15 protein-coding genes are annotated in these 16,785 nt (G+C 72.5%); 4 read left to right on the forward strand and 11 right to left on the reverse strand.

Going from position 1 to position 16,785, the window contains the following annotated elements; translation table 11 throughout:
* Positions 1-60 precede the first annotated feature (60 nt).
* From I6A60_RS09520 to I6A60_RS09535, 4 genes are all read right to left on the reverse strand, one after another.
* The gene (locus I6A60_RS09520; RefSeq protein ID WP_203015423.1) at positions 61-804 is read right to left on the reverse strand and encodes an EthD domain-containing protein; all 744 of its coding nucleotides are present in this window, start codon (positions 802-804) and stop codon (positions 61-63) included.
* The gene (locus tag I6A60_RS09525) at positions 801-4,517 is read right to left on the reverse strand and encodes an indolepyruvate ferredoxin oxidoreductase family protein (protein WP_307873606.1); all 3,717 of its coding nucleotides are present in this window, start codon (positions 4,515-4,517) and stop codon (positions 801-803) included. The genes I6A60_RS09520 and I6A60_RS09525 overlap by 4 nt, the downstream gene beginning before the upstream one ends.
* Positions 4,514-5,779, reverse strand: a complete 1,266-nt coding sequence (locus tag I6A60_RS09530) for an amidohydrolase family protein (protein WP_203015422.1) — start codon at positions 5,777-5,779, stop codon at positions 4,514-4,516. Before I6A60_RS09530 ends, I6A60_RS09525 begins: the two co-directional genes overlap by 4 nt.
* Positions 5,780-5,848: 69 nt before the next feature.
* Positions 5,849-6,925: a Zn-dependent alcohol dehydrogenase gene (locus tag I6A60_RS09535; RefSeq protein WP_203015421.1), complete on the reverse strand. Its 1,077-nt coding sequence runs from the start codon at positions 6,923-6,925 to the stop codon at positions 5,849-5,851.
* Positions 6,926-7,324: 399 nt separating this feature from the next.
* On the opposite strand from I6A60_RS09535, the gene I6A60_RS09540 reads away from it, so the two are divergent.
* On the forward strand, positions 7,325-8,140 hold the full coding sequence (locus I6A60_RS09540; protein WP_203015420.1) for an SDR family NAD(P)-dependent oxidoreductase: 816 nt from the start codon (positions 7,325-7,327) through the stop codon (positions 8,138-8,140).
* 47 nt (positions 8,141-8,187) lie between these two features.
* Positions 8,188-8,376, forward strand: coding sequence for a ferredoxin (locus tag I6A60_RS09545; protein WP_203015419.1), 189 nt, complete (start codon positions 8,188-8,190; stop codon positions 8,374-8,376).
* 73 nt (positions 8,377-8,449) lie between these two features.
* On the opposite strand, the gene I6A60_RS09550 is transcribed toward I6A60_RS09545, so the two are convergent.
* Both I6A60_RS09550 and I6A60_RS09555 read right to left on the reverse strand, forming a co-directional pair.
* Positions 8,450-9,025, reverse strand: coding sequence for a TetR/AcrR family transcriptional regulator (locus I6A60_RS09550; RefSeq protein WP_307873607.1), 576 nt, complete (start codon positions 9,023-9,025; stop codon positions 8,450-8,452).
* Positions 9,026-9,132: 107 nt separating this feature from the next.
* On the reverse strand, positions 9,133-10,347 hold the full coding sequence (locus I6A60_RS09555; protein ID WP_203015418.1) for a cytochrome P450: 1,215 nt from the start codon (positions 10,345-10,347) through the stop codon (positions 9,133-9,135).
* Between the two features lie 127 nt (positions 10,348-10,474).
* Here I6A60_RS09555 and I6A60_RS09560 point away from each other — a divergent pair, with 127 nt between their 5' ends.
* Entirely contained in the window at positions 10,475-10,918 is a 444-nt protein-coding gene (locus I6A60_RS09560; protein ID WP_203015417.1) for a VOC family protein, read from the forward strand.
* Between the two features lie 45 nt (positions 10,919-10,963).
* Here I6A60_RS09560 and I6A60_RS09565 read toward each other — a convergent pair whose 3' ends face one another.
* The gene (locus tag I6A60_RS09565; protein WP_203015416.1) at positions 10,964-11,404 is read right to left on the reverse strand and encodes a cupin domain-containing protein; all 441 of its coding nucleotides are present in this window, start codon (positions 11,402-11,404) and stop codon (positions 10,964-10,966) included.
* Between the two features lie 154 nt (positions 11,405-11,558).
* Between I6A60_RS09565 and I6A60_RS09570 the strand changes: the two genes are divergently transcribed.
* The gene (locus tag I6A60_RS09570) at positions 11,559-12,800 is read left to right on the forward strand and encodes a CaiB/BaiF CoA transferase family protein (RefSeq protein ID WP_374113380.1); all 1,242 of its coding nucleotides are present in this window, start codon (positions 11,559-11,561) and stop codon (positions 12,798-12,800) included.
* 57 nt (positions 12,801-12,857) lie between these two features.
* On the opposite strand, the gene I6A60_RS09575 is transcribed toward I6A60_RS09570, so the two are convergent.
* The 4 genes from I6A60_RS09575 to I6A60_RS09590 form a co-directional block, all read right to left on the reverse strand.
* Positions 12,858-14,093, reverse strand: a complete 1,236-nt coding sequence (locus I6A60_RS09575) for a cytochrome P450 (RefSeq protein WP_203015466.1) — start codon at positions 14,091-14,093, stop codon at positions 12,858-12,860.
* Positions 14,094-14,202: 109 nt separating this feature from the next.
* Positions 14,203-14,658 (reverse strand): nuclear transport factor 2 family protein, encoded by a 456-nt coding sequence (locus I6A60_RS09580; protein WP_203015415.1) that lies wholly within the window; start codon positions 14,656-14,658, stop codon positions 14,203-14,205.
* A gap of 148 nt (positions 14,659-14,806) precedes the next feature.
* On the reverse strand, positions 14,807-15,598 hold the full coding sequence (locus I6A60_RS09585; protein WP_203015414.1) for an SDR family NAD(P)-dependent oxidoreductase: 792 nt from the start codon (positions 15,596-15,598) through the stop codon (positions 14,807-14,809).
* Positions 15,595-16,761, reverse strand: coding sequence for an aromatic ring-hydroxylating dioxygenase subunit alpha (locus I6A60_RS09590; RefSeq protein WP_203015412.1), 1,167 nt, complete (start codon positions 16,759-16,761; stop codon positions 15,595-15,597). Before I6A60_RS09590 ends, I6A60_RS09585 begins: the two co-directional genes overlap by 4 nt.
* Positions 16,762-16,785 lie beyond the last annotated feature (24 nt).

The following is a 16,785-nucleotide window of genomic DNA, read 5'->3' on the forward strand; positions in this document are numbered from 1 at the left end:
TGCTCGTCGTCGCGGCCTGCTCGTCGTAGTGGTCGGTTCGCCGGGCGCTCGCTGGCCTGCTCAGCTCACGTCGACGGTCGCGGCGGAGGCCACGACCACCTCGCGGACCGCCAGGTACTCCGACCGGCCGAACAGGCCGCCGGTGGGCGGGTTCTGCTGGAACCAGCTGACCCGGCCGCGCAGGCCGGCGAGATCGGCGAAGTAGACCTCGTTGACGGCGTCGTAGGCCGGCTCGTCGCCCGTCGGGTCCGGATGGTTCTGGACGTAGGCCTGGCCACGGGCGGCCTCGGGGATCACCGCGGACGCGCCGGACGTCTGGACCACGCCGCCATGCTCGGCCCACAGGCGGGAGAACTCGGCCCTGGTGAGTCCGTCGGCCCGCCGGGACAGGGCGATGTGCTTGAAGGCGCCACCACCCGACGCGGCGTGGGCCGCGAGCCAGTCGGCCCCGCGCGCCACCCGCTCCCGCGCGACGACGCTGCTCGCGACGAGGCCGGCCGCCGTGACACCCGTGGCCGTGGCGCCGGCCGCCGTGGCGCCGGTGGCCGCCTGCCAGGCCTCGAACCGGGCGAGGCACTCGGCGTCGGGAAACCACAGGAAGCTGACGACGTCGTGGCTGGTGCCCGAGCCGGGGCGCTCGGCCGGCCCGGACAGGCCGGCCAGCACAGTGGCCACCGTGACCCGGGCCGGGCGCGCGTCCGGCGGAGCCTCGGCCGCGCGCCGTGCCTCCCGCCGCCAGGCGGCCTCGAACGCGTCCGCCGACCGCGCCGGGCCAGCCGCCCCGAACCGGATCAGCTTGATCATGCGGCGGTCGATCCCGCTGGCAGCAGGCCCGCGACGTCGGCGCGCCACCGCTCGACGGCCGCTTCCTTGATCGGCCCGTAGCCCTTGATCGCCATCGCCGACTCGGCGGCCCGCACCTGGTCGGCGTACGGCAGCTCGGCCGCCAGGACAGTGCGCAGCAGCCGCTCGTACTCGACGACGACCGCCCGCTCGGTGCGCCGGTCCGGGTCGAGGCCGAACACGTCGAACGGGGTCCCGCGCAGCCGGCGGGCCGCCCGCAGGCCCCGGAACGCGACCGCGTACGGCCGGCCAGCCGGCAGCTTGTGCTTGAGCCCCAGACGCCGCAGCGTCGGCGGGTGCAGGTGGTACGTGACGCGGTACGGGCCGTCGATGCCGAGCTCGGCCGCCGTCTCGGCGTGGTCGGCCAGCAGGTGCAGCCGGGCGACCTCGTACTCGTCCTTGTAGGTGAGCACCTTGAACCAGCTCTCGGCGACGGCCCTGGTCAGGGCCCAGCCGTGGCCGGCGTCGTCGCGCCCGGCGGCCGTGGCCACCAGCGCGAGGAACCGGCTGGCCCGGCGGGCGTCCTGGTAGTCGACCGTCTGCGCGGCGCGCCGGCCGAGCAGCTCGCTCAGGTCGGCCGGCAGATCGGCGGGCAGGCCGGCCCCGTCGAGAAGCCCGGCGGCGGCCACGAGCGCGTCCGGCGACGGGTCGAAGATGCTCGGCTTCGTCACCGTGGGGGTGTCCCCGCCGACGGCCGCGAGCGCGGCCTCGACGGCCGCCGGGTCGTGGACGGCCCAGCGGCCCCAGACGAAGGCGGCCCGGTTGTCCGTCGCGGCCCGGCCGGTGCGGCTCATCGCCTGCTCCAGGTCGGCCGGCGCGAGCGGCAGGCCGCCGAGCTGGAACGCCGCCCCGAGCAGCACGATGTTGGCCAGCAGCTGGTTGGCGAAGACCTGCTCGGCGATCCGCTTCGCGTCCAGGAACGCCGCCCGGCCAGCACCAACCCGCTCGGAGATCGCCGCGCGCATCGCCACTTCGTCGGGCGCGGCGAGGTCACGCTGGAGCATCGCGGCCGTCGGAACCACGGTCACGTCGACGACCGCCACGGTCTCCCCCGGCCGCACGGTCGCCAGGTGCTTGGCCGACGCCGCCTGCAGGATGTCGCCGGACAGGTAGAGGTCGGCACCGCCGGCACCGACCGTCGGCGAACCGAGCGCGCCGTCCTGGCCGGCCACGGACAGCTGCAGGTGCGAGACGACCGCGCCGGCCTTCTGCGAGAGCCCGGTCTGGTCGACACCCGCGACGGTCAGGCCGGCCGACTTCGCGGCGGTCGCGAGGATCCGGGCCGCGGTGATGACGCCGGTACCGCCGACGCCGGTGAAGTAGATGCCGAACCGGCCGTCCACGACGGGCCGCACCGGTTCGGGCAGCCCACCCGACGGCAGCGCCGGGCGCGGGTGCGCCTTGGGCTTGGCCCCCTGCGTGCGCGGCGAGCGGCGCACCCTGCTGGGCTTGCGCGGGGTGATCGTCACGAACGACGGGCAGTCGCCCTCGAGGCAGGTGTAGTCGCGGTTGCAGGACAGGTCGTCGACGCGGCGCTTCTCGCCGAGCTCGGTCTGGTGTGGCAGCACGGACAGGCAGTTGCTCTTGACCGAGCAGTCGCCGCAGCCTTCGCACACCGCCTCGTTGATGACCACCCGCCGCGGCGGCTCGGGCAGCAGGCCGCGCTTGCGCAGCCGGCGTGACTCGGCGGCGCAGCGCTGGTCGTAGATGACCACCGTCACGCCGGGCACCCCGCGCAGTTCCGCCTGCACCTCGTCGAGCCGGTCGCGGCCGAGCACCTTCACGCCGGGCGCGAACCGGGCCCGGCGGCCGTAGTGCTTCGGCTCCTCGGCGCAGACGACGACCCGCTCGACGCCCTCGGCCTCCAGCATCCGGGTCATCGCCGGGACGTCCATCAGGCCGACGACGTCCTGGCCGCCGGTCATCGCGACCGCCGCGTTGTAGAGGATCTTGAAGGTGACGTTGGCTTTGGCGGCGACGCTGGCGCGGATCGCCAGGATGCCGGAGTGGGAGAGCGTCCCGTCGCCGAGGTTCTGGATCAGGTGTGGCTCGTCGACGAACGGCGCGAGGCCGATCCACGGCACGCCCTCGGCGCCCATCGGCGTCGGCGGGAGGCTCTTCATGCCCTGGTGGCGGGCCTCGAAGTACATGATCCCGTGACAGCCGACGCCACCGCCGACCAGTGCCCCGTCCGGGAACACCGTCGAGCGGTTGTGCGGGCAGCCGCTGCAGAAGCCCGGCGGCCGGGCCGGCAGGTCGAGCACCGGCAGCGACAGCGTCGGCGACGCCAGCAGCGGCAGCGACCGCCGCCGGGTTGACCCGCCCACCGAGGCGCCGTTGGCGGAGGCGCCCACGGCCGCGCCGACCGTTGCCAGCTCGGGCAGGACCCGGCGCAGGACGGCCGCGACCTTCGCCGCGTCCAGCTCACCGGCAGTCCCGACGAGGGCGCGCCCGGCGCTGTCCCGCTTGCCGGCGAGGCGGGTGGCGTCGCCGGCCTCGTGCAGCACGGCACGCAGCTGCGTCTCGACGAACGGCCGCTTCTCCTCGATGACGACCAGCTCGTCGACGGAGCGGGCGAACTCCAGCACCGTCTCGGCGACCAGCGGATAGGTCATCCCGAGCCGCAGGATCCGGACCCCGAGCGCCGCCAGCTCGGCGGCGCCGAGCCCCAGGTCGCCCAGCGCCTGCATCACGTCGAAGTAGGTCTTGCCGGCACAGACGATGCCGAGGCGCGCGCCGGGCGCCGCCCCGCTGACCCGGTCGAGGCCGTTGTGCCGGGCGTAGGCCGCCGCGGCGCGCAGCCGCAGGTCGAGGACCTGCTCCTCCTGCGCGGGCGCGGTGTGCGGGCCGACCGAGGTCCCGGGCAGGTGCCGCCACGGCCGCGGCACGCCGGCCGCGTCGTCGATGGTGAAGCCGTCCGGGTCGGTCGGGGTGTGCCGGTCGAGGCCGGTGTCGACGGTGCCGATGCCGTCGGCCACCGCCGTGACGACCTTGAGGCCGACCCAGGCGCCGCTGTAACGCGACAGCCGGAACGCGTGCACCCCGAGATCGAGGATGTCCTGCTGGTCGCCGGGGACGAGCACCGGGACGCAGGCGTCCTCGAAGGTGTACTGGCTGTCGCAGGCGAGCGTCGAGGACTTGGCCGACGGGTCGTCGCCGCAGAACATCACGACGCCGCCGTTCGGGCCCGAGCCCATGGCGCCGGCGTGCTTCAGGACGTCGCCGCAGCGGTCCAGCCCGGGCGTCTTGCCGTACCAGGCGCCGACGACCCCGTCGAGGCTCTCGTCGGGCACCGCGTCGCCCGACTGGTCGGCCGCGCCGGCCGAGGACACGGACCGCAGCTCGCGGCCGGTGCCCATCTGGCTGCCCCAGACCGTGGCCGCGGCCAGCTCCTCGTTCAGCCCCGGGCGGTGCAGGACGCGGTGCTCGGCCAGGGCCGACCCCGCGCCGTCGAGGGTCATGTCGAACGTGCCCAGCGGCGAGCCGGGGTAGCCGGAGACCATCGTCGCGGTCCGCAGGCCGTCCCGGCCGTCGACCTCGGTGCGCACGAGCAGCAGCCGGACCAGCGTCTCGACGCCCGAGAGCAGCTCCCCCGCTGCCGGCGGGGCGCCGCCGTCCGCGGATACCGAGCCGTTCGCCGATGCGGGGCGGTTCGCGGACACAGGGCCGGTCACGCGTACACCGACGGGTTGACGTAGGCGAGCTCGCCGTTCTTGAAGACCGCGCGACGCCGGGCCGGGTCCTTGAGGATCGAGACGTCCTCGGTCGGGTGGCCGTCGACGACGAGGAGGTCGGCCAGATAACCGGCGCGGACCTGTCCGGTCTCCAGGCCGGCCAGCGGGCCCAGCTCCCGGGTAGCGGAGTGGATCGCCTCGGCTGGAGTCATCCCGACCAGGTCGACGTAACGCTCCAGCTCGGCCGCGTACGTGCCGTGCCTCGTCCACTGGTGGCCGAAGTCGCCGCCGGCGGCGATCCGGATGCCGGCCTCACGTAATCTCCGCAGCCCCTCGACCTGGGCCTTGAGCTCGTCCCGGTAGCCGGACAGCTCGATCTTCTCCTGCGTCATGCCCCACGGGTTGGCGTGGCCGTTGACCACCGCGTACAGGTAGTGCAGCCCGGGGCAGACCCAGACGTCGTCGCGGCGGGCCTCCAGCTCACGCACCGCCTCGTCGTCGAGGTAGCAGGCGTGGTGGATGAGGCGGACGCCGGTGCGGGCGGCCATCGCGACGCTGGCCGAGCCGCGGGCGTGCGTGGTGACGAACGCGCCGTACTTCGCCGCCTCGTCGACGGCCGCGGTGAGCATCTCGTCGTTCATGTAGACGTCGTCGGACGGGAACTCGGGCACGATGCCGTCGCCCGAGATGAACAGCTTGATCGCCCGCGCGCCGGCCTCGCACTGGCGCGCGACGATGTCCCGCAGCTCTTGGGCGTCGGCGGCGACCACGGACATCGGGGTGCCGTCGCTGATCGCGCCGGGCGAGGTGACCAGCAGGTTGCCCGGCACGATGCGCGGGCCGGGGATCAGGCCGCGCTCGATGGCGTCCCGGGCGGTCACGTCGTCGAGCGGCTGCAGGACGCTCGCGCTGATGATGAGCGTGTAGCCGCTCTCCAGGAAGGTGCGGACGACCGCGGCGACGTCGAGCGCGTGCGGGGCCGGCGCAGACGCGGCGACGCCGGCATGGTCGAAGACGAAGTCCAGCGGCCAGCTGATGTGGGTGTGCGCGTCACCGAGCCCTGGCAGCACGGTCGCCCCGCCTACGTCGATCACCCGCACGTCGTCCGCGGTCCCGTCGACGGATGCCAGGTCCAGCCGGCCGGCCGTGACCCGCTCGATCCGGTCGCCGTCCAGCAGGATGTCGCCGTCGGCCGGGCGCTCGGCGGCGTCGCCCGTGCAGGCCAGCACTCGGGCGTTCCTGATCAGTGTGCGCCGTTGCATCCGAGCGCTCCTTCCCGAAGAAGCCGGGGCCGTCGATGGGCAGCCCGGCCGGCCGTGGCGATGGAGGGTCTAGACGATGACGGTGCGGATTCCCTCGGCCGCGTGGGTCAGCTCGACGCCCTCGTTCACGTCTTCCAGCTTGATACGGCGGGACACCATCTGCCCGAGATCGAGCCGGCCGGCCTCGGCCAGCCGGATGAAGCGGGGGAAGTCGCGCAGGATCTGCGAGCCGCCGACCGGCGAGCCGACCAGCTTCTTGCCGGAGAACACCGCCGGGATCGCGGGCAGCGTGACGGAGGCGCCCATGGCCGGCATGCCGACCAGCGTCACCGTCCCCTCCATCCTCGCCATCGCGTAGGCCTGCGTCATCAGGTCGGGAAGGCCCACGACCTCGAAGCTGTAGTCGGCGCCCCGACCGCCCGTCAGCGCGCGGACCTGCTCGACCGGGTCCGCCTCGTCGGGGTCGACGGCGTGCGTCGCGCCGACCCGCAGCGCGGCCTCCCGGCGCGAGGTGGCCGGGTCGATGGCGATGATGACGGCCGCGCCGGCGATCCGGGCGCCCTGGATGACCGACTGGCCGACACCGCCGCACCCGATCACGGCCACCGTGGAACCGGGGCTGACCTGGGCCGTGTTCAGCGCCGCGCCGACGCCCGTCGTGACACCGCAGCCGAGCAGGGCCAGCTGCTCGTCGGGCAGGTCGGTCTGGACGGCGACGACGCTCGCCTCGTCCACGACCATCGCCTCGGCGAACGAGCCGCAGCCGCAGACCGCGCGGGCGGTGCGCCCGTCGTCCAGCGCGAACCGGGCAGCGGTCTGGACGAGCGGCCCGCGCTCGCAGTGGTTCGACATGCCGTTGACGCACCACCAGCAGGAGCCGCAGGCCGGCGACACCGAGGCGAGCACCCGGTCGCCTGGCCGGACCCGCCGGACCTCGGCGCCAACCTGCTCGACGAGGCCGGTGGCCTCGTGGCCGGGCACGATCGGCAGCTGCAGCGCCGAGCGGCCCTCGATGACGTTCAGGTCGGTGTGGCAGATCCCGCTCGCCGCGATCCGGACCAGCACGTCGCGCGGCCCGACCGTGGGGATCGGGAGATCCTCAAGCACGAGCGGCTTACCGGCCTCGTAGGCGACGGCGACCCTCATCGACGACCTCTCCCGTCTTCGTTGCCAGGCGCATTCGTTGCCGACGCGCAGCCCTGCCGCGTCAGCTGCCCCGCTGCGTCCGGGGCGCCCGCGAGCCGGGCCGCGGGGCGGCGGGCGCGAGCGTGACGCCGGGCACGGCCGGCTGGTGGCTGGATCGGATCGCCCGACAGTAGCTCAGTAACCGCTCACTCCACAAGCGAGCCTAACCGCGTCCAGCCTCGGCCGCGAGGTGTCCGCGCGCGCACCGCCGAGACGGACCATGAGACCACGATCGCGGGCTCAGCGCGGGCGCATCGGACCAGGTAAGTATGTGAGCGCTCTGTTAGTATCGGCTCGCCGGCAGCTGCTGGCGAGCCCGGCTGGTGCCGGCCGGTCCGACGAGTCGATCGCGAGGTCCACGTGGGTTCGCTGGACGGCCGCGTCGCGATCGTCACCGGTGCGAGCCGGGGCATCGGTGCGCACATCGCCGAGCGGCTCGCCGAGCAGGGGGCGGCGGTCGCGCTCGTTGCCCGCACCCTCGACGCCGGCTCGGCACCGCTTCCCGGCTCGATCTCCGAGCTGGCCGGGCGGATCACCGCGAACGGCGGCCGGGCGGCGGCCATCCAGGCCGACCTGACGTCGCCCACCGACGTCGAGACGATCGTGGCCCGCGCGCAGGACGCGCTCGGCCCGGTCGACATCCTGGTGAACAACGCCGGCGTCAACTTCTACGGGCCGGCGCTCGACGTGACGCCCAGGCGTTACGAGCTGATGTTCCGAATGATGGTGCACACGCCGTTCCGGCTCTGCCAGCTGGCCGTTCCCGGGATGGTCGAGCGCGGCCGGGGCTGGATCGTGAACATCACCTCCAAGCAGGCCCGCCACCCGCTCGGCCCGCCCTACCCGGACTGGGCCCGCGACGGCTGCGTGCCCTACGGCATGTGCAAGAGCGCGCTGGACCGGCTGACGACCGGCCTCGCCGCCGAGCTGGAGGGCACCGGCGTCAGCGTCAACGCGCTCGGCACGTCCGGACTCGTGCTGACGCCCGGCGTCGCCGTCGTCGCGCCGCACAACGCGGGCAACGCGCCGGTCGAGCCGGACGACGCCATGGCCGAGGCCACGCTGCGCCTCGTGAGCACGCCGGCGGGAGCCGTCACCGGCCGGATCGTCTACAGCATGGATCTCCTCGGCCGCCCCTTCCCGGACGGTCCGTGGGCTTTGTCCGCTACGTTCTAGCCTGCCCGGCCGCGTGGACGCGGCCCGATCGAAGGGATGGGGGCGCCATGAAGGCCGAGGTCGACGCCGCCAAGTGCCAGGGACACGCACGCTGCTGGGAGATCTGCCCCGAGGTGTTCGGGCTCGATGAGGAGGGCTTCGGGTCCGTCGTGGATCCCGAGGTGCCGGTCGAGCTGGAGGCCAAGGCCCGCGAGGCCGCCGACAACTGCCCCGAACGCGCGATCGTCCTGGCCTAGGTCACGGCGGGGCGCTCGGCGCCCCGCCGCCAGGAGCCCCCGCGGCGCTCGCGGCTACTCGCTGCCGCCGCTGTTACTCGCTGTCGCTGTCGCGGGGGCTGGTGAGCTCGACCAGGGTGCGCAGGAACTGGTCCTGGCCGACGCCGTTGAACGGGTGGCCCTGCATCGTCGAGAACAGGTGGTAGCCGCCGAGCGCGGCGACCGCGATCGCGTCGACGACGTCCTGGCCGCGCGGGTCGGCGAGGACCGGGCGCGCCAGCGCCGTCCAGATCGCCGTGCGCAGCTCCGGCACCCTGTCCCCCTCGTTGAGCATGAGGCGGAACAGCCGGTCGAAGCGGCGCACGTCGTGCAGCAGCTGTTCGTAGGTGCGCAGCCGGTGCTCGGCCGGGTCGCCCGACGCCGGCAGCCCGGCCCTGGCCTGCGCCATCTCGTCGCGCAGCCGGCTGACCTCCCGGTCGACGGCCGCCGTGAGCAGCGCCTCCTTCGACGGGAAGTGCCGGTAGAGGCTGCCGGTGCCGACGGCGAGGCCGACCCGGCGCTCGACCTCGCTGATCGTGGCGCCGCTGAAGCCGGACTCGGCGAAGACGTCCATCGCCGCTTCGAGAATGCGGTCCCGGGTCGTTGCGCGCGCGCCCTGCCGTGTGGTCACCCAGCCAGCGTAAGCAGCATGGCCCTCGGCCCCCTCGGGGATGCGCCGCCGGCCGGCTCGGCCGCCATCAGACAGGCTCGGCTGTCATCAGACGGGCTCGGCTGTCATCAGACGGGCTCGAAGGCAAGCGGAACCGACGCCGGGCCGCGCGCCTGGAGGCTGAAGTAGGTCACCTCGGCGCCGGGGGGAATGTGGAACGGCCCGAGCCGTTCGAGCAGCCGGCGGACCGCGACCCTGATCTGCAGCCGGGCCAGGTTCGAGCCGACGCAGCGGTGCGGGCCGGCGCCGAACGTCAGGTGGCGGTTGCGCGGCCGGTTCAGGACGACCTCGTCGGGCCGCTCGAACACGTTCGGATCACGGTTGGCCGCGCCGAAGAACAGCCCCACCTTCTCGCCCTTCCTGACCAGGCGGCCGGCGATCTCGACGTCGCTCGTCGCCGTGCGGAACATCAGCGGCAGCGGGGTCTCCAGCCGGATGCACTCCTCGACCAGCGCCGGGACGAGGGAGAGGTCGGCCCGGACCGCCGCCTGCAGGTCCGGCTGCTCGGCGAGAATGCGCATCGTCGCGCCGATGGCGCTCGCGGACGTGCCGATCCCGCCCTGGATGAGCAGTTGCAGGCCGGAGAGGAACTCGTGGTCGACGAACGGCTCGTCCGACCCCTCGTCCTGGCCGCCCCGGAAGCCGTCGTTCAGCCGCTGGACGGCGGTCACGACGTCGTCGCGGGTCGGCTCGGTGCCGCGGCTCGCGAACAGGCCGGCGGCCCACTGGCGTAGGACGCCGGCGCCGGCCGCGGTCCGGTAGGGGTCCGACTCGAAGCTGATGGCGCGGGCGGCGGGCTCGGCGATCCGGAAGTCCTCGTCGGTGGTCTGGAACAGCAGACGGAACATCACTGTGCCCGGGAACGGGCGGGCGAAGTCGACCGCCAGGTCGCAGGTCCCGGCTTCGGCGAAGCCGTCGATCAGCTCGTCGGCGACCCCGCGGATCCGGTCCTCCAGGTCGGCGAGCGCCTTCACCGTCAGGTGTGGGTTGACCTGGCGGCGGTAGGCCCGCTGGCGCGGCGGGTCCAGCTCGATCGGCACCAGCTGGGGCATCAGGTCGAACCCCGGCCTGGTGATCGACACACCCTGCGTCGAGGTGAACGACTCCCAGTCCTGGGCGATGCGCAGCACCAGGCCCAACGAGGTCGCGGCCCAGTAGCCGCCGCTGCTGCTGACCCAGGTCAGCGGGCCGACGCTGGCCAGCTCGCGCACCGCGTCCCAGTAACGCGGGCCGGCGACCTCGGGTGCGAGGTGATCGAACGTGGACGTCTGGACCGTCGCCATCTGACCCTCCCGCCAAGCGAAGCAAGGATAGCCTTGCATTCAACGTGAGGAAGGTAACGCCGGTCGTTCTCGATGGTCAACAACAGCGTGGCCAACCTCGGGCTCGCACCGGCAGAGCGGAGCTTTCATGGACGCGGTGCCCTTTCACATCGGCGTGACCACCGACGATCTCGGCGCCTCCATGCGCGAGCTGGCCACCGCGCTGGGTCTGACCTGGACGACGCCCACGACGGGCGAGGGCCTGTTCCACACCGTCGACGGCGTCCCGAACCCCAGGCCGCGCTCCTGCGTCAGCCGCGAGGGCCCGATCCACCTCGACCTGATCGAGGGCCGAGCCGGAACGATCTGGGCGACCGCCGGCCCCCGGGTCCACCATTTCGCCTACTGGACCGACGACCTGGCGGCCGACATCACCCGGCTGGCCGCGGAGGGCTGGCGCCTGGAGATGACGAAACCGGACGCCGACGGCCGGCCCACCCTGTTCGCCTACCTCGTCCGCGCCGACGGCTTCCGCCTGGAGCTCATCGACGCCGCCGGGCGCGCCGACTACGCCGCCCGCCTGCGTGAGTGACTCCCGCTCCCCAGCCTCCGGGGCATGATCGCCGCGGCGGCGGGGTCAGTCGAGCTGGTAGGCCTTCGGGTGGCCGTCGTGGATCTCGATCCATTCGGCACCCTCGGGACCGGCGACCCAGGTGTACTTCTGATTCGGGCTGAAGACGCCCTGCCCGGCCCTGGTCACCCGCCGGCCGTAGCGCAGCTCGCCGGCGAGCAGGTAGGTCAGCTGGTTCGTGCCGTGCCGGTGCGGCCGGACCAGGGCACCCGGGCCGACCCGCGACCGGACGACGGTCATCGTCGGCGAGTACAGGATCGTCGTCGACACCAGGTCACGGCCCACGGAGTCGAGGAACTCGTCGCGCTGGTCCTCGGGTAACAGGTGCGCGACCTCCTCGTTACTCCTGTAGGGCAGCGTGTTGGAGTCGAAGAAGAACATCTTTGCCCCGTCGCCCGGCACTCCCTCGTTCGAGTGCCCGGCCTGGGGCTCCGGCGTACCGGTCATGGCGACCTCCCGCGCGTCGGGCGGCTCCCGGCAACCATGGCGGTCCGGGCCGCGCCCACGAAAGCAAGAAAAGTCTTGCCACCCGCCGACCCGACGGGCAACCGAACCGACGATCCCGGCGCGTCGGAGTAAGTGAACGTACACTCCTCTACCTGTGGAGACTCCTTCCGGAAGCGTGATCGACGGTGCCGGTGGCCGGCCGCGGGGTGGGCCGCTCGCTGGCGTGCGGGTGGTGGAGCTCGCGGGACGCGGGCCGGGGCCGTTCGGCGTGATGGTGCTCGCGGATCTCGGCGCCGAGGTCGTCCGGGTGGCCCGGGTCGAGGACGTCGCGACCGGGGACGACGAGAGCGCCACCGAGCGAGCGTTGCGCGGGCATCGGCGTCACGACCTGGTGACCCGCGGGCGGCCGTCGGTAGCGCTCGACCTGAAGCATCCGGACGGGGTCGCGGCGGCCTTGCGGCTCATCGACGGAGCCGACGTCGTGGTCGAGGGTTTCCGGCCCGGCGTCGCCGAGCGGCTCGGGCTGGGCCCGGATCTCTGCCTGGACCGCAACCCGCGCCTGGTGTACGCGCGGATGACCGGGTTCGGGCAGGACGGGCCGTACGCCCGCAGCCCCGGCCACGACATCAACTATGTGGCATTGGCGGGCGCGCTGGAACCGCTGCGCCGGTCCGGGCAGCCACCGGCACCGCCGCTCAACCTGCTCGGTGACTACGGCGGCGGCGGCATGCTGCTGGTCGTCGGGGTGCTGGCCGCGCTGGTCGAGCGGGCCGTCTCGGGACGCGGCCAGGTCGTCGACGCGGCGATGGTCGACGGCGTCGCGCTGCTGACCACGCTGCTGCACGGGATGCGCGCCGAGGGCAGCTGGTCGGACGACCCCGGGCAGAACATCCTGGGTCTGGCCGCGCCGTTCTACAACGTCTACGAGACCGCCGACGGCCGGCACGTCGCGGTCGGCGCCGGCGAGCACCAGTTCTACTCCCGGCTCCTGGGGCTCATCGGCCTCGACGACGAAGCCGAGGCGGAGCTGGTCCGCGGGCAGAGCGACCCGGCTACCTGGCCGGCCGCGCGGGACCAACTCGCCGGCGTCTTCCGGACCAGGACGCTGGACGAGTGGTCGAAGCTGCTCGAAAGCACCGACACCTGCTTCACGCCGATACTGACGCCCGCCGAGGCGGCCCACCACCCGCACAACCTCGCCCGCGGGACCTTCGTTGATGTCGACGGCGTCGTGCAGCCGGCGCCGGCTCCGCGGTTCAGCCGCACGCCTTCCGGGCCGGTCAGTCCGCCGGCCGCGGCGGGCGAGCACACCCGAAAGGCCCTGCTGGCCTGGGGCTTCTCCGACGCGGAGATCGCCGGACTGCTCACCAGCGGCGCCGCCCGCCAAGCCCCGTAGGACGAAATCGCCGGGCGGGCCGGGATTCGAGAGACCGAATCCCGGCCCAGCCCTTCGCTAGTCGACGGGTGAGAGCCTCGGGCCCGGGGTGAAGGTGATCGGGACCTCCAGCGGCGCGCGGTTGTAGGTCGAGTGCCAGTGGATGTCGGCGTCCGGCGCCAGCCTGATGTCGCGCAGGCGGGAGACGATCTCCTCGACGGCGATGCGCAGGTTCATCCGGGCCAGGTTGGAACCGGCGCAGCGGTGCGGGCCGGCTCCGAACGCGATGTGCCGATTGCGGGCGCGCTCTGGGTCGAACGTCTCCGGGTCCTCGAACTCGTTCTCGTCATGGTTGGCCGCGGCCCAGTACATGAGAACCTGTTCGCCCGCCTTGATCGGGCAGCCCCCGACCTCGGTGTCCTTCGTGGCGGTGCGTGCGACGCTGATGAACGAGCTGTCCAGGCGGATCAGCTCCTCGACCGCGTTGGTCAGCAGGTCGGGCCGGTTACGCAGCAACTCCGGGATCTCCGGGTGCGCGCAGAACCGCAGCATCGCCATGCCGAGCACGCCGGCGGTGGTGTCGAGGCCGCCGAGAATGAGCAGGTGGATGGTGCCGATCGCCTCGATGTCGGTGATCGGCCGGCCCTCGATCTCGGCGGCCAGCACGGCGTCGACGACATCGCCGCGCGGGCCGGTCCGGCGGCGCTCGGTGATCAGCTCAGAAATCCAGCCGGCCAGCTTGAACAGGGCGTCGCGCGCCTCGGGCACCGGCTTGGAGGTCAGCATCGCCCATTCGTTGACCTGGGCGAGGTCCTCCTTCGGCGCGTGCAGGGCGAAGTCGAAGAACGACAGCCCCGGCAACTGGCGGGCGAACGCGTCCATGAACTCGCACTCGCCGCGCTCGATGAAATCGTCGATCAGCCGGTTGACCAGGTCGCGGGTGACCTTCTCCCATTCCGCGACGACGACCGGCCGGAAGTATGGATTGATGACGCGGCGGAACTCACGCTGCAGCGGCGGGTCGATCGTGACCGGAAGAATCGTGTGCTTCTCGGTCTGCGCGATCGTGATGCCCTGCGCGGAGGAGAACGTCTCCCAGTCCTGCGCGACGCCGAGTACCTCTTCGTAGCCGGTCGCCACCCAGAACCCGCCGTACTGGTCGCTGTGCGTGACAGGACAGCGCGACCGGGTCCGGGCCAGCGTCGGGTGGAAGTCGTTGGCCAGCTCGGTCGACTGGTGGTCGAAGTGGTGCTCGACCCAGGCATCGTCGATCGTCGTGCCAACCGGGTCAGCGGACGCTGCCGTCGTGTCCATCAGGTACCTCACGCTCACGTACGCGGTCATACCGACCGAGGCGGGCCATCTGGGCACAGAATAGCAATAAGTGAGCCCTCGTTCATTTCTCGTCGTCGGCGGTCTCGGGTTACCGTCCGGGCCCGGAGTTCATAGAGACCTCGACGCCACACTGGTCCAGCGTTTCGAGCAGGGCCTTGGTGTCGTGGATGTAGGCCTCGATCTCGACGATCTGGCCGCCGCGAATCCGGATCATGTCGATCATGGGCAGGACCACCGAGCGGCCGGTGGCGCGGGCCGTCCACCGGATGACGATCCGCAGGGCGAACAGGTCAGGCGCGCACCGCCAGTACTCGGTGGCCTCGATGCGCTGGTCCCAGTGGGCCCGCATGCCGGCCTGGACCGCGCGGAACGCGGCGAGGCCCCGATGCACACCACCATGCGGCAGCGACTCGGGCTCGACCAGCACGATGTCGTCGGCGAACACCGTCGCCCAACGCTCGGCGGTCGCCGGGTCGCTCATCGCGTCCGGGCGCCAGGACGCGGCGAGCACCTCCATCACCTCGGCCGGCGTCAGCTCCGTCACGAGACCTCCAGAAACACAGCTCAGCATCTCCGCTTCGCTCCGTCCGCCGCGCGTTCCGGCTCCGACCTCGCTGCGCTCGCAGACCTCCCAGATCGCCTCCGGCGATCCGGCAGGGACCCCGGAACCCTCCTCGAGCGTCCTCCTGCGCTCAGCCCAGAAAGAACTTGCCGCCGTCGTAGGAGATGGTCTGGCCGGTCATGTAGCGGGAGGCCTCGCTCGCGAGGAAGACCACCGGGCCCGCCACGTCGTCCTCGGTCGCGACGCGCTGGATGAGCTGGAGGCCGAACTCCGGCGTCCCGGTCATCTGCTCCTCACGTTCCAGCACGCCCAGCGAGATCGCCTCGGCCGCCATCGAGCCGACGGACAGCGCGTTCACCCGGATGCCCAGCGGGGCGAGCTCCTTGGCCAGCGACTTCGTCATCGCGATGACGGCGCCGCGGGCGGTCCCGTAGTCCAGCCAGTTGCGCACTCCGTACGCGGCCGACGAGGTGTGGTTGACGATGGCCGGCGCCGGCGACTTCGCGAGCTCGGGGACCGCCGCCTTGCAGAGCAGGAACGTGCCGCGGACCATCACCGCCATCGTCGTGTCCCAGTGCTCGACGCTCAGCTCCGCGAGCGCCGTGTACTTCGTGTCCCGGTAACGGTTCGGGTTGTTGACCAGCACGTCGAGACGGCCGAACGTCTCGACGGCGAACGCGACGGCCGCCCGCGCGCTGGCCTCGTCGGTCACGTCGAGGAGAAAGAACCGGGCGACGCCGCCGTCCTTCTCGATGAGGCCGACGGTCTCCTGGCCCGCGTCCGGAAACTGGTCGGCGACGACGACGTGCGCGCCCGCGGCGGCCAGTGCGCGGGCATAGCCACGACCGGCCGCCTGCGCCGCGCCGGTGACGAGCGCGACCCGCCCGGCGAGCGGGCCGGCCGGCCTGACGCCGTCGGTCATTCCGGAGCCTCTGCGAGGACGCGGCGCAGGGTGCGCGCCATGTGCTGCATCACCGGCTCGTTGCGGCCGAACACCAGGGTCTTCGGGACGAACGGCGAGCGCAGCCCGAGGCCCGCGCGGGTGGCCATCTCGTAGTCCTCCTTGTCGACGACGGTCTGGCAGGCCCAGCGGACCGCCTCCTCCAGCTCCTTCGCCTCCTGGTCGGACGCGGGCAGCTCGCGGCGGTAGGCGTAGTGCAGCGCGACCGTCTCGTGCAGGCTCTCCCCCGGATAGATCGTGAAGATCTCCAGCCGGTCACCGACCACCGAGAAGCTCAGGTTCGGGAAAAGCCGGTAGTTGAGGTTGATCTGACCGTCGTCGACCGGGCGCCAGTCCTCTTCCGGGGTCTCCCGCAGCTTGTCGACGGTGCGCATCGTCGACGTCATCAGCGCGTGGTCGCCGTAGAAGTCCGCGACCGAGGTGTTGCTGTAGACCAGCGGGCCGGCGGTCGCGCGGTGCAATTGGGCGAAGTGGTAAGTCTCGCAGTGGGTGCCCCAGACGACCTTCCAGTTCGTCGCCACGGGGTGCCGGTGGGTCGCGGCGATCGAGTGCCAGCTCTCGAAGCCGAAGGACGCGAAATGCTCGTCGAGACCGCCGAAGTACTCCTCCAGCGAGAACCGCGCGTCCGGATGCGCCGCCGCGAAGATCAGGCCGTGGCGTTCCTGTACCGGCAGCTCGATCAGCCCACGGTCCTCCCGGCGCAGGTCGTTGAAGCCCTCGGACCCGGGCAGGCCGACGAGCTTTCCCTCCAGGCTGTACGACCAGGCGTGGAACGGGCAGGTGAACCGGCGGGCGGTGCCGCGCCCCGGTTCGACGACCCGGACACCGCGGTGCTGGCACATGTTCAGGAAGGCGCGAACCCGGCCGTCGTCGTCCCGCGTCAGGAGCATCGGCGTGCCGGTCGCGTCGAACGTCAGCCACGACTCCGGTTCGGGCAGGTCGCCGCTGAGGCCGACGAACATCGGGTACCGGCTGAACACCAGGCGTCGTTCCCGCTCGAACTGCTCCGGCGAGCGGTATCCGTCGAGCGGTTCCTCCATAGTGTGTTCGGCCAGGTCGGTGGTCCGCCGGTCGATCAGGTCCAGCGTGCGCCGGCCTAACTCCCGCTGCATCTCCACGTTCATGTCAGGTGCTCCGTCATGCCGTCT

This window comes from Frankia sp. AgB1.9 (assembly GCF_016786355.1).
In the GTDB taxonomy this organism is placed as follows: Bacteria; Actinomycetota; Actinomycetes; order Frankiales; family Frankiaceae; genus Pseudofrankia.